Raw genomic sequence first — 12,193 nt, 5'->3', positions numbered from 1 at the left:
TGGCCCAGGGTCAGCTGGCGCAGGAAGGAGCCGCTCTCGCGCTCCCGCAGCAGCCACTGCGTACCCTCGTGCTCGGGCAGGGTCCGCTGGGCCCGGACGGTCAGCAGCTGCCCGTCCGCCTCGAGATCGACCGACCCCGGATCAATGCCGGGCAGATCCGCATTCAGGATGTAGTGGTCCCCTTCCCGGTACAGGTCCATCGGCATCACCCGCGGCCCCTGTCCGCGGCCTAACAGGGCCTGGGAGGCACGTTCCAGTTCCTGGAATGGATCAAACCTGGTCACCACGCTCACCAACTCCTTCATTCCAAACTTCGTTCATCCCAAAGTTGAGCCGACTACGCTCAACTACGACCATATTAACGCCCGCCGCCCGGAAGCGGTAGGCCGTTTCCGGGGTTCCGGGAAGCGGCAAAGACGGCAGCCCCGGACACGCAGGCGCTCAGCGGTTATCGCATTTTCCGTCAGCCGGGCCTGTCCCCGGACCGGCGGCCGGGCTACCCTGAGATACCGCCGGAAGCGGTGAGGAAGAACCGCATCCGGGCGGGTAAGAGCCCGGGCCGGCCATCCCGGATGCTCCCGCCGATATCAGCCCCCTGCCGGCGAACCGTGCGGTACACCGGCACTGATGACAATGTGGTGATCGCCCAATGCCAGTCCCCAAACCCCGCAGCGGCCCCGGCACCGGCCCGGGCTCCAGCACAGGCAGGTTCCCCCTGGCCGGTGCTGAAGTGCCTTCCTGTCCCGGATGCGGAACCGATGAGTCCCTCCGCTTCGACGAGTATGTCCCGGCCCGCACCCTGCCGGAGGGCCGGCAGGAACCGGCCCAGGCCGCCTACACCTGCAGCCGCTGCCGGAGTACCCGCACCCACCGGGTACCGGATACCTGGACACCCCCCAACTGGAACTGGTTCGCCTGAAACCGCCACAGCCCCCGTCCCGGACAGTTCCACCCTTTGGGATGCCTCCGGCCTGCTCCCTACCCGCCGTGGAGCGGCGCGATACGGCCAATACCGTGCACGGACATGCCGGCCGGTTCCGGAGCGCGAAAACCTGCACATGGACATTCCCTGGGTCTCGATGCTCGTGGCCTCAGCCGCGGTCAGCATCCTGATGCTTCTGGTGCCCCTCTTCCGCCGGTGACACCAGGCCCCGTCATCGAACGAGCGCGGCCCGCACGAGGGGAGCCCACTGGTCTGCCGGTCACCGCGCTGTCGTCGGGGTGGCTGCCTTTCTCAGTCTTCGCAGTCGCGGCAGTAGGCCACGCCGTCCTTCTCACAGGCTTTCCGGGAGCGGTGGTGGACCAGGAAGCAGGATCCGCAGGTGAACTCATCGGCCTGGACGGGGATCACCCGCACATGCAGCTCTTCGCCGGACAGGTCGGCGCCGGGCAGGTCGATGCCTTCGGCGGTGTCGTTCTCGTCGACGTCGATGACCGCTGTCTGTGCGGCACCGCGCTGGGCACGCAGCCCTTCGAGGGAATCGGTGGGCTCGTCCTCGGCGGTGGTCCGGGGTGCGTCGTAATCGGTGGCCATCGGGGGCTGCTCTTCTCCTTATCGAAAAGGGGGTGGAGCAAGCATTAGACAGCACACCGCTTGGATCGCGCAACAGCCGGCCAGTGGGTGGGTTATTCCGGGCGGGGGATCTCTGCGGCCGGTACCGGGTCGCCGATGCCGTGGATGCGCCAGCGGCCGTCCCCGCATCTGATCAGGGTCAAGACCAGGGCCACGCTGCCCGGGACCCGGCCGCCGGCGGCAGGCTCCAGGATCCTGAACCAGCACACATCCGGGTGGCCGGGTGCATGTTCGGCATCAATGTCATAGACCGGTGAGCCGATGGCGGCGATGATCTCCCGCGCCAGCTCCAGGCCCCGGTCCGATTCCCACCCCGACAGCGGAGAGACCAGCCGGCGCAGGCTCTCCACCAGGACCGTGCCGTCCGGCTCCCCCCCTGCCCGCGGCGGCCCCAGTCCAGCAGCAGGTCACAGAACGCCGTCGCGGTGCCCGCCGGATCCTCTCCCATCCGGACCGCATCCCCTCTATCCATGGCCGGATTGTCTCCCGGCCCCCGGCCCCGGGCGAAAACGGCCGCCCTTCTGTGACATCCACGCCCCGGCCGTGCCTCCGCTGCGGCCGGTGCGGCAGACGACCCGGGCCGGTCCCCTGCCGTGCCGGGGGCCGGTTTGGGGTTCCGGGAGGTAACCCGGGGGTGGAAACCGCCGGCTTTGCCGGTAATGTGCGCAGGACGCTCAAAACACCGAGGGGGAGGTTCTGTGATGGCCGGAGGATTCGAAATCTTCACCGATACCGGCGGGGTGTTCCGGTTCCGGCTGACCACCGGCGAAGGTGCGGTCGTGGCGGTCTCGGACGGATTTGAGGACAAAACCGCCATTGTCAGGGCCATTGAGGCCGTGCGCGAACACGCCGCCGGCGCGCTGATCACCGACCTGACAACCCCGGCAGACAAAACCCGGACCGAAGATACCCGGACTAACTAGACCGGGTCCGGATAGACCCGGACCGGATGGCACCGGCCCGGTCAGGCGCCGCTGCTGCTGCGGGCCGCTTCGATCCGCAGGGTGTCTGTCTGCGGGTTTCTATTTGCGGGTCTGGGGGTCCGGCTGCCATTGGCCGGTGACCAGGTAGGTGATTTTCCGGGCCACGGCGGTGCCGTGGTCAGCGAAGCGTTCGAGGTAGCGGCTGGCCAGCATGACATCCACGGCCCGGGGTGCGGGCTGGTCCCATTCGGGTGCGGCGATGGCCCGGAAGTTTCCCGCGTGCAGCCGGTTGACCCGCTCGTTGGCCGCATGGATCGTGTCGGCCAGGACCAGGTCCCGGGTGCTGAGCAGTTCCCGGACGTCGCCGGCGATCGCCGTGTCCTGGGCAGCCATCTCCCGGAAGGTGCCGGCCAGGGGTTCGGGGATCACGGCCAGCGGGTAGCGCAGGCGGGTCAGCTGCCCGAGGTGGCGGGCCAGGTCGCCCATGCGTTCGAGCGAGGCGCTGATCCGCAGGGCGCTGACCAGCATCCGCAGGTCCCCGGCGACCGGTCCCTGCAGGGCCAGCACCCGGATGATCCGTTCATCGACCTCGGCCTGCAGCGCATCGATGGCCAGGTCCCCGGCGATCACGTCCTGGGCCTGCTCCAGATCGGTGTGTTCCAGGGCCGTCCCGGCGGCCCTGATCGCGCCAAGGACCATTCCGGCCATCTCCACCAGCCCGGTGTCGATCCGGTCCAGCTCCTCCCGGTACGTCTCGCGCACGGCCCCGCCTCATCATTCCTGCTGTATCTGCCTGCGGCAACTATGCCACAGCCCGCCCGGCCGCCGGGGGTTCGGGGGTAATCTGGTCGGTTACAGGCTGCGGGACCGGCCCGAAGGCACAGGCCCGGGCGGGAACGGGTTCGGTCCACGCCGGCGAAGGGAGCTGGACAACGGTGAAGACGGTTCATCCCGGCCGGCGGGCCGTGCTGGCGGCGGCAGCGATGCCGGTGCTGGCCGGCTGCGGGACGGACTATCCGCTCGGTGAGGCCCGGGCCAAAGCCGTCATCGGATCCATCAGCGGCCCCTGGGATCTTCGCGCCGGGTCCAAGTGCCTGTGCTCTGAGGTTTTCCCAAGGTGCTGTGCCGAGACTGGGGTGTCTCTTTGCGGAGAAGCAGGACCCCCGATACGTCCGGTTGGCACAGTGACACCGGCGCCCCTCCGGCTTTTCCCTTTTACCGGGGGGCGCCGGCCATTGACGGATCTGGCCTTGCTCCGCCCCGATTGTCGATGAACTCCAATCCTTTTCGGTTCACCGGCATCGGGACCGCAGCCCACCGAAGCAACGTCAGAACGCCAGTACGATCCGCCCGCGCACCCCTCCTGCTTCGAGGCGCCGGTGAGCTTCAGGAGCCTGTTTCATCGGAAGCTCCTCCGCTACGCGCAGGCTCAAAAGGCCTTCTTCAACCTGGATGCGTAGGGTGTTCAACTTCTCCGACTCACGGGCGTAGTCGACCACCAGGATCGGCTGGAACACAATGCCCCGCTCGCCGGGTTCGTCATATCCGCGAAGGGTGATCACAGTTCCGCTGTCCTTGACCGCCGCCGCGATCTCGTCCACCTGCGCTGCCCCGTCGATCACCGCATCCACACCATCGGGATAATGCTCGCGCACTCGCGCTGCGAAGCCTTCGCCGCGGGGGAGCACCAGGTCAGCTCCCAAACTCTTCACGAGCTCCTCATCCTTCGGCGCAGCATCCGCCACCACCGCCAGCCCATCGGCCTTCGCCAGTTGCACCGCATAACCACCCATGATCCCGGCCGCACCGGTCACAGCCACCACATCACCAGCGCTGAGATCCAGAGTGTCCAAGGCCAGCCGAGCGGTCAGCCCGTTCATCGGCAGGGTGCTGGCTTCGGCCAAGCCCGCGTTCGACGGAATCGGCGCCACGGAATCGGGCGGAACCGCGACGCGCTCCGAATAGGCCCCATACGAGCCGCGCGGAACGATGATGGCCATGACACGATCGCCGACCTTCAGATCAGTCTGTGTCTCAGGGCCGATCTGCTCGACCACTCCGGCCACATCCATTCCCAGGACGTACGGCGGCCCAGCTTTCCCAGCACGACGCCGACCGGCACGCCCTAACGTGTCGGTGGGGTTCACGGCGGCCGCGTGAACGCGGATCAGGACTTCGCCCTCACCTGGAACAGGATCGGGAATCTCCATGACTTCGAGAACGTCTGGGTCACCTGGGGTGTTGAATCCAATAACCTTCATATCCCTCGCAACACGACATCCCAGCGCGCTATTCCTGCGGTCGACTTGGACCACGAGATCGCCGGGGTCCAATACGTGGAACAGGAAGGCCATTAGCGTCCGGGCTGACCGTCGCAAGGTTCGCCTCCCCCGTTCTGACAGGCTGCCGGTCAGGCCTGTCCGCCTGACTGCGTCGGGGGAAGCGGTGGCCGCGATAGCGCAGGCTCACGTATCGGTACACGCCGGCGTACATCAGCACGAACCCGGCCACCCCGACCAGGATGAGCTTGGCGGCGATACCGGTAATCAGCAGCACCGCCCCGCCCGCCACGGCCAGGACCGTAAACACAACCCGGGCCTTCGGGCCGGAGAACAGTCCGTGAACCGGTTCCGCGTCCCGGGCGCCGAACTCGCGCTCCAGTTCCTCCAGCCGCCCGGGGCGCGGCCCCCAACGCGTCCCGGCACACACCCCTAAGGTGGTGGAAGCCTGGCCCGTGCTGCGGGCACCTGCGCGCGGAACCGGCAGGCCCAACCCCTTCGGCCCACTGCCGGCATCAATGTCATCCGTTCTTGAGAAAACTCTCACCGCCCTCTCACGCGGATCTCATACCTGCCCAGCAGAGTAAGGACACAGCAGGTCTCCTGCCACGGATGCCGGATCATCCAACCGCAGGGCTCCGATCCCTTCCCCCTCCGGATCGGAGCCCTGCCCACCGGCAACAAGGGCCACCGGCCATCCCCCCGCCTGTACCGACCAGGGACGGACGGGCGCTGTTACGGCACCGTGAGCCCCGGATGACCGCCCATCCGCGTTTCGGGCTGACAGACGGGGCCGGCCGGGGATTTGTCGCATAAGCGGGCCTTATCGTAGGCAAAACGGAGGCCTTGAAGCGAGCAGGGGCCCTGTCGGCGCCGGTAACAGCGCATATGACGGGGCGTCTGGGTGAACTCGGCGCGCAATAACGGCTGGAACTGATCGAGCCCGTGACGGTCCAGGCCAGCTCTGGTCCGGTCCACAGGCCGGGAGTAGGCTCGGTGCCATCACGCGCACATCTTCATTGGGGGAACCATGGGACTTCAGTCTGCCCGTCGACATACCGGCGCCCGGACCGGGCTGCGGTCCGGGGCGGCAGGAACACTCGCCCTGGCCCTGGCGTTGGCCGCCGGACTCGCCCCGGCCCGGGCCGAGGGGCTTCCGCCGGGATTCACCCCGTCGGTGGTCGGCGGCATTGCCACGGATTTCAATCCCGGTGAGATGGCCTTCAGTTTTGCTGGCTTCCCCAACTCCACCCGGCTGTATGTGACCCATATGGGTACCGGAGCGGACCTGAGCGGCAGCAGCGTGCAGGTCATCGACACGTTGACGAACACCGTCACCGCGACCGTACCGGTCGGCAACGGCGCCTTCGACATCGTGCTGGACACTTCCGGGTCCCGGGCCTATGTGGCCAGTTCCGTCGCCGAGACCATATCGGTCATCGACACCGCCACGAACACCGTGGCAGCCACCATCCCGCTCGGCGCCTCCCCTGCAGGCCTCGACCTCGGCCTCGACTTCACCACCGACGGGCCACCACTGCTTTACGTCGCCCTGACCGGCACGGACCAGGTGGCCGTCATCGACACCGCCACCAACACCGTCACCGCCCGCGTGCCCGTCGACGACGCCCCCTCGGACATCGCCGTCCTGGGGGGCAACGGCGAAAAGCTCTACCTGACCCACGACACCACCAACACGGTCTCGGTGGTCGATGCCGATACCATGACAACCACCGCCAGGATCCCCGCCGGCACCGACCCCTCGTCGCTGACCGTCAGCTCCGGCGGCCCGGGCGACCGTGTCTACGTGAGCAACACCGACTCCAGCGCCCCCTCCCTGGCGGTCATCGACTCCGGCACCGACACCGTCACCGCCCAAATCCCCGTCGGCCTGTTTCCGCAGCGGCCCATCGCCAACAACCTTGGAACCCTGGTGCTGGTTCCCGCGATCACCGGGGCCGAGGTGAATATCATCGACACCGCCGCCAACACCGTGGTGGCCACCATCCCGTACGACGCCTCGGTGGACTTCCCCAAGTCCATCGCCGTCAATCCCACCGCCACCCTGGCCTATGTCAGCGGCACCGACGAGGGCATCTCCATTATCGCGTTAACCCCGTTCACGGACGTGCCGGTGTTCAACCCGTTCTACACCGAGATCAACTGGATGCACGAACAACGCATCGCCACCGGCTACCCGGACGGTACCTACCGCCCGCACACCCGCATCGCCCGCGACGCGATCGCCGCCTTCCTGTACCGGATGGCCGGCTCTCCGGCCTACACGCCCCCGGCCGTCTCCCCGTTCCCGGATGTGTTCACCGACAACTTGTACTACAAGGAGATCGCCTGGCTGGCCGAACAGGGCATTTCCACCGGCTGGACCGAGCCCGACGGCACCCGCACCTTCCGCCCCTATGAGCCGATAAACCGGGATGCGATGGCCGCGTTCCTGTACCGGTTGGCCGAGGAGCCGGCCTACACCCCGCCGGCCGAACCGGCCTTCCCCGACGTGCCGACGGACCTGCAGTTTTACAACGAGATCTCCTGGCTGGCCGCACAGGGCATTTCCACCGGCTGGCCGGAAGCCGACGGCACCCGCACCTTCCGCCCCGTCACCCCGGTCAACCGCGACGCGATGGCCGCCTTCTTCTACCGCTACAGCACCAAGGTCGCCACCCCTGCTCCGACCCAGTAGGGACACGAACGCAGTCCAGCCACCGGTCAAAGGCCGGTAACAGCGCATATGACGCAGCAGCAGGGTTTTCGTTAAAAGGGCGAAGCCGGGTATGTACATCCATTCCTGGCTCCGCCCTTTTCTCTGCGGATAGACAAAGCCGTGAGGGACGACCGCCCTTATTTTGGGTCAGGCAACGGCCTTTTGATAGGCATCAGCGATGTCGGCGGATATGCGTCCCCGTTCGGAAACGGTGTAGCCGTTTCCTTTCGCCCATTCACGGATTTTCCGGGTGTCCTCCGCCGAGATGAGCTGGCTGGCCGAGAAGGAAATCTCCACCGGCTGGACCGAGGCCGACGGGACCAAGACCTACCGGCTCTGGTCCCCGGTCAACCGCGACGCAATGGCCGCGTTCCTGTACCGCTTCGACACCCAGGCCCTGCTGCCGACACCGGCCGCACCGTAACACCGCCAGGCTCCGGCCCCCTACGGGGCCGGAGCCTCCGGCCGCTCCAGGGCAGGGCCGCGCGCTGCCCCCGTGGAACCGGGTGAAGGAAACCCACCCGTTTGCGGTGGCCGCGCCCCGGTGAAACACCGGGACAAAGCGTAACCATTTATTTGGATACTGCTTTATTGGTGTGGATCCGGATAGTGCGCCTACCCCTATTCGCCCCACCCGGCCTTCATCCGGTAGAGCCGACGGGACGGCAGGCAGAGTTCGACGCCTTTAGCCTGCTGATGGCCAGGCGACCTGAAGCCTCCGACCCCGCTGCCACGTTCACCCTTCACCCCTCTTTCCCCGATGACAGGACCCTGTGCCACGATGGCAGCATGCCGCCCTCCTTCATGCCCCTGCCCCGGGTAGCCGAAGATCCGGCCATCTCCCCAGGTCCAGGCCTGTGCACTGCTCCGCTCCGGGAAACTCCCCGCGATCCAGATCGGAGGCAGGGGTCAGTGGCGTGTGGAGCGCTCCACATACAAGGAGTACATCACCGCCGCCTATCAGAAGACCGCCGCCACTCCCCGGGCGGGGCTGCCGGACGACGTACCGGCCGAAGAATAATGGCCCATGGACCCTGAACTGGAGCGGCTCCGCAGACAGGCACGGCACCGCCTGGAGCTGCTCGCCGGGGACATTCTCGACCGCGGCCTGTCCCGGCAGAACGTTGCCGATCTGCTGTCCATCAGCGATGCCCAGGCACACCGCCCCCTGAAGGCCGCCCAGCAACGGGGCGCCACCCTGGAACCGGAGCCGGCGGAGATCATCCTGCGGGCCTTCGCCTACGGCACCGACCGTACCAAACTGGTCCAGACCCTCAAAGCCTTCCCGTACACCTTCGGCCAGGACGCCCCGGACTCCCAGGAGGGCCGGCTGCCGGGCACCTGGGACCAGGTGGTCTCCTCCCCTGCCCAGGGGCTGCTCAGCCGCGAAGAGTTCGCCGCCATCAGCGCGGCCATCGGCCGCTAGGCAACCGCCGCCCGGCTGCCCCGGACTGCTTCCTCAGTCTGCCGGCGGCCTTGTCCACTCACAAGATCCAGTGTCCGAAGGGCTGTCCCGGCCCCTTATTTTGTGGGTGGCGCCGCATACGATGAAAAACCTTGGGGACCGGAGGAGACGAAAAATCATGGCGGCAACGGACGGCACCACGGCACTGACCCCGGAACCTGACGACAGTCCCGGCGGACTGAGCGACAGGGACCGGTCCATCCTCGCGCTGGAACGCAACTGGTACAAATACCCCGGCGCCAAGGAACAGGTGATCCGCGAACAGTTCAACATCCCCGCCGTGTCCTACTACCAGATCCTCAACGCGCTGATCGACACGGAGGCCGCCCTCGCCCACGACCCCATGCTCGTCAAGCGGCTGCGACGGATGCGCACCACCCGACAGCGGGCCCGCACCGAACGCCGCCTGGGACATAACTTCGCCTAGAACAAACCCAGGGCCGGTGCGGCTGAACTGCGGCACTCAGCGGCCAACCGCCGGTTCCGCGGCCGGCCCCATCTGCTCGGCCCCATAATGTGGCCGGCCGGTTCTCCTGCTTCCAGCTATTCCCTGACCGGTCCGGCAAAGCTGCTGCGGCCCTGAGCGGAAAGCCTGTGTTCTGGACCGTAAACGCCGATACCAGCGTCTGCGTTGATCCAGCAGTTTCCGCAGAGACGCAGCACGGGATGGCCGTGTGATCGAAACGTTAGCAGGACACGTACCCGGCACCCGGGCTACGGGCGCGGTACTGTGCAGACTGACAGGCGTGGGCCGGTCCCGTCCGGCACCCAGGCCAGGCTTTGCTTCATGAGGGGGAATGATGCCAAGCATCAAACGCACGGCGGCGATCGCCGCCGTCGCTCTTATTGCTGCCGGGGCCACGGCCGGAGGCGTATACATTGCCGGTCAGGCGGCCGCCGGCCAGGCGGTCGCCGACCAGAGCACCATCCGCTGCTTTCCCGCTCCGGAGCCTGAGGCCGATGACGCCCTCAGCCTGGCGCACCCGCGCAACAGGCCGCCGGCCGAAGCGATCGGGCACTGCGCGGAGAAGTGGCGGAACGGCACACTGACACGGCACGGTATCAATCCGGAGGCCCTGGATCCGGACAGCGGTTTCGACCCGGAGGATACGACCATCACGTTCACCGTGCCGGAACTGAGCGCCTGCCTCTACGAGGACGAGGTCGGGGTCTTCCCCGGCAGCTCCCAAGTCTGCCAGCGGCTGGGCCTGAAGCTTCTGGAGGAATAGCCCCTGCCGGAGGATTACCGCCGGAGGATTACGGGAGGCCCGCCTCCGCGTACCGCTTGAGCCTGCGCAGGTGGACGGCCCAGACGCTGCCATATACCTCCGGCATGGCCTTGCAGGTGCGCTGCATCTCCGGTTCCGCACCCTTAAGCCGATAACTGCGCACATGTCCTGCTGTACAGTCCTTCGGTCAGGCAGCCTAACGGCGCCGGCCGGCGGTGTCAGGTTAAAGGTTGAAGTTTCGGGTAACGGTGGTTTCACCCTTTTGCTTCTTACATGCAGATGCAAGGATAAAGGGCAGGCCCGATGGGGGCGCTGGCTGACGTTTGGGGGAACGGGATGCTTGGAGAACGGGTATGGCCGGGTCGCAGGGTTGTCAGTGCGTGGGTTGCGGCGGCTTTGGTGCCGGTGTTCCTGACAGGCCTGGCCGCTGCCGCGCCGGCGGCAGCGCCCGGGGCGGCGCCGGATGACGGGGCGATGAAGGCGGCGGATCTGCTGGAAACCCTGGTGGTGCGCCCGGAGGCGAGCCCGCCCTTTGATCCGGGTGCCTTTGAGCATTGGATTGATGCGGACGGGGACGGCTGTGACACCCGCAGTGAGGTGCTCATCGCCGCTTCCCATCCGCCCGCGGTCGTTGAGCCGCCGTGCCGGATCGTCTCCGGTCAGTGGAGCACCAATTACGATGGCGTGTCAGTGACGGATCCGGCCCGGATGACGGTCGATCATGTGGTCGCGCTGGAGGAGGCCTGGCAGTCGGGGGCATGGGCCTGGACTGCCGAACAGCGCCGTGCTTTCGCCAACGATCTGAAGTACCCGCAGATTGCCCTGGTGGACGTGTCGACTGCGGTCGATGCGGACAAGGGGTCCAAGGATGCGGCGGAATGGCGGTCGCCGTGGGATGTGCTGGACTGCAAATATGCGATCAGAGTGATTCTGACAAAGGCCCGGTGGAACCTGAGCGTTGATCCGGCCGAATACCAGGCGCTCAAGGAGATGAGCGGCTGGCACTGCTATTCAGGAGCCTATCTGTCCGAACGCGGCCTGACCCCGGGCCGGGGACCGGCGGCCATTATCGGTGAGGTCTGGACCGGGGACACGACCTACAGCCTCCTGGCCGTGGAGGCCTATGCAGCGGACGGATCCGTCGCGGCGCGCACGGGGGTGGACGCGGACGGGACCTACGAGCTGACCGGGCTGGGTCCGGGAACCTACCGGGTCAAGTTCGTCGGCGGCACCAGCGGCGCCCTGGACCTGTGGTACAGCGAACAGGGCGTGCACGGGGAGCCCACGCCCGTCACCGTCGGCGCCGGGGAGGTCGCCATCGACATTAACGTAGGCCTGCAAAAGCCCCAGCTGTTTTCCGATGTTGACCCCGACCACACCCGGTTCGGCACGATCACCTGGGCGGCCGTGAGCGGCTACCTGACCGGTTACCCCGACGGCACCTTCCGCCCCGATGCCCCTGTGACCCGGGGAGCTCTGGCTGGGATCCTGTACCGGTTCGCCGGATCCCCGCCCGTGCCCGAGGACACGCCGGACTTCAAGGACGTGCCCGCTGAGTCCGAGGAGCATGAGGCCATCAGCTGGATCGCAGCCATGGGCATCGACACCGGCTTCCGCGACGGAACCTTCCGCCCGGAGGAGCAGGTCACCCGCCGCACCCTGGCGGTCTTCCTGCACCGGCTGGCCGGCCGTCCCACGGAGCCGCCCGGTGTACAGCTGCACTCCTACACCGACATCCAGCCCGGGATGCAGAACTATGAGGAGATGGCCTGGATGGGACAGACCACGACCGTCGTGATCAGCCCTCCGGGAATCTTCGGCCCGGACCTGATCGTCGACCGCAACTACATGGCCCGGGCCCTGCGCTTTTACCGGTACAGTGACAAGCTTCCGGTCATCGGGGCCGTACCGGACCCGGTGTTCGAGGATGTTCCGTCCGGCAGCCAGTTCGCCGAGGAAATCACCGACCTGCACTCCAAGGGCGTGGTCACCGGATGGGCCGACG

General features: G+C 67.1%; 13 protein-coding genes and 1 pseudogene. 7 read left to right on the top strand and 7 right to left on the bottom strand.

Annotated elements, in window-relative coordinates; genetic code table 11:
- From AC5RWU_RS22490 to AC5RWU_RS22480, 3 genes are all read right to left on the bottom strand, one after another.
- The coding region (locus AC5RWU_RS22490) for an Hsp20/alpha crystallin family protein (protein ID WP_493986399.1) at nt 1-284 on the bottom strand (284 nt) is incomplete at its 3' end.
- Nucleotides 285-1,234: 950 nt separating this feature from the next.
- Nucleotides 1,235-1,534, bottom strand: a complete 300-nt coding sequence (locus AC5RWU_RS22485) for a DUF4193 domain-containing protein (RefSeq protein WP_493986397.1) — start codon at nt 1,532-1,534, stop codon at nt 1,235-1,237.
- Between the two features lie 92 nt (nt 1,535-1,626).
- Nucleotides 1,627-1,923, bottom strand: a complete 297-nt coding sequence (locus tag AC5RWU_RS22480; RefSeq protein WP_493986396.1) for a hypothetical protein — start codon at nt 1,921-1,923, stop codon at nt 1,627-1,629.
- Nucleotides 1,924-2,274: 351 nt separating this feature from the next.
- On the opposite strand from AC5RWU_RS22480, the gene AC5RWU_RS22475 reads away from it, so the two are divergent.
- Entirely contained in the window at nt 2,275-2,496 is a 222-nt protein-coding gene (locus AC5RWU_RS22475; RefSeq protein WP_493986395.1) for a YegP family protein, read from the top strand.
- A 99-nt stretch (nt 2,497-2,595) separates the two neighbouring features.
- Here the strand turns inward: AC5RWU_RS22475 and phoU are convergent, their stop codons facing one another.
- The 3 genes from phoU to AC5RWU_RS22460 form a co-directional block, all read right to left on the bottom strand.
- Nucleotides 2,596-3,258, bottom strand: a complete 663-nt coding sequence (phoU, locus tag AC5RWU_RS22470) for a phosphate signaling complex protein PhoU (protein ID WP_493986394.1) — start codon at nt 3,256-3,258, stop codon at nt 2,596-2,598.
- Between the two features lie 566 nt (nt 3,259-3,824).
- On the bottom strand, nt 3,825-4,850 hold the full coding sequence (locus AC5RWU_RS22465; protein WP_494037329.1) for an NADP-dependent oxidoreductase: 1,026 nt from the start codon (nt 4,848-4,850) through the stop codon (nt 3,825-3,827).
- Nucleotides 4,786-5,205, bottom strand: coding sequence for a DUF3040 domain-containing protein (locus tag AC5RWU_RS22460; RefSeq protein WP_493986400.1), 420 nt, complete (start codon nt 5,203-5,205; stop codon nt 4,786-4,788). Before AC5RWU_RS22460 ends, AC5RWU_RS22465 begins: the two co-directional genes overlap by 65 nt.
- Nucleotides 5,206-5,805: 600 nt before the next feature.
- Between AC5RWU_RS22460 and AC5RWU_RS22455 the strand changes: the two genes are divergently transcribed.
- Nucleotides 5,806-7,473 carry an S-layer homology domain-containing protein gene (locus AC5RWU_RS22455; RefSeq protein WP_493986393.1) on the top strand — a complete coding sequence of 556 codons (1,668 nt, stop codon included), beginning with the start codon at nt 5,806-5,808 and terminating at the stop codon, nt 7,471-7,473.
- A 168-nt stretch (nt 7,474-7,641) separates the two neighbouring features.
- On the opposite strand, the pseudogene AC5RWU_RS22450 reads toward AC5RWU_RS22455, so the two are convergent.
- A pseudogene (locus AC5RWU_RS22450) lies at nt 7,642-7,743 on the bottom strand (Lsr2 family DNA-binding protein); the annotation flags it as partial.
- 1 nt (nt 7,744) lies between these two features.
- On the opposite strand from AC5RWU_RS22450, the gene AC5RWU_RS22445 reads away from it, so the two are divergent.
- The 5 genes from AC5RWU_RS22445 to AC5RWU_RS22425 form a co-directional block, all read left to right on the top strand.
- On the top strand, nt 7,745-7,918 hold the full coding sequence (locus AC5RWU_RS22445) for a hypothetical protein (protein ID WP_493986402.1): 174 nt from the start codon (nt 7,745-7,747) through the stop codon (nt 7,916-7,918).
- Between the two features lie 603 nt (nt 7,919-8,521).
- Nucleotides 8,522-8,920, top strand: a complete 399-nt coding sequence (locus AC5RWU_RS22440) for a hypothetical protein (protein ID WP_493986392.1) — start codon at nt 8,522-8,524, stop codon at nt 8,918-8,920.
- 157 nt (nt 8,921-9,077) lie between these two features.
- The gene (locus AC5RWU_RS22435; RefSeq protein WP_493986391.1) at nt 9,078-9,386 is read left to right on the top strand and encodes a DUF3263 domain-containing protein; all 309 of its coding nucleotides are present in this window, start codon (nt 9,078-9,080) and stop codon (nt 9,384-9,386) included.
- A gap of 370 nt (nt 9,387-9,756) precedes the next feature.
- A complete protein-coding gene (locus tag AC5RWU_RS22430; RefSeq protein ID WP_493986390.1) occupies nt 9,757-10,188 on the top strand; it encodes a hypothetical protein in 432 nt (143 codons plus the stop codon).
- Nucleotides 10,189-10,593: 405 nt separating this feature from the next.
- Nucleotides 10,594-12,193 (top strand): S-layer homology domain-containing protein (locus tag AC5RWU_RS22425; RefSeq protein WP_494037328.1); only part of this gene is annotated, 1,600 nt, incomplete at its 3' end.

The sequence above is a fragment of the Arthrobacter sp. B0427-1-12 genome, assembly GCF_059092905.1.
Note: the sequence above shows the minus strand (reverse complement) of the source record. Positions and strands in the feature narration are given on the sequence as shown.

Bases quoted from the DNA above. Each gene is read 5' to 3' on its own strand.
- AC5RWU_RS22485 (WP_493986397.1), bottom strand. From the start codon at position 1,534: ATGGCCACCGATTACGACGCACCCCGGACCACCGCCGAGGACGAGCCC.
- AC5RWU_RS22455 (WP_493986393.1), top strand. From the start codon at position 5,806: ATGGGACTTCAGTCTGCCCGTCGACATACCGGCGCCCGGACCGGGCTG.
- AC5RWU_RS22465 (WP_494037329.1), bottom strand. From the start codon at position 4,850: ATGGCCTTCCTGTTCCACGTATTGGACCCCGGCGATCTCGTGGTCCAA.
- AC5RWU_RS22430 (WP_493986390.1), top strand. From the start codon at position 9,757: ATGATGCCAAGCATCAAACGCACGGCGGCGATCGCCGCCGTCGCTCTT.
- AC5RWU_RS22475 (WP_493986395.1), top strand. From the start codon at position 2,275: ATGGCCGGAGGATTCGAAATCTTCACCGATACCGGCGGGGTGTTCCGG.
- AC5RWU_RS22435 (WP_493986391.1), top strand. From the start codon at position 9,078: ATGGCGGCAACGGACGGCACCACGGCACTGACCCCGGAACCTGACGAC.
- AC5RWU_RS22440 (WP_493986392.1), top strand. From the start codon at position 8,522: ATGGACCCTGAACTGGAGCGGCTCCGCAGACAGGCACGGCACCGCCTG.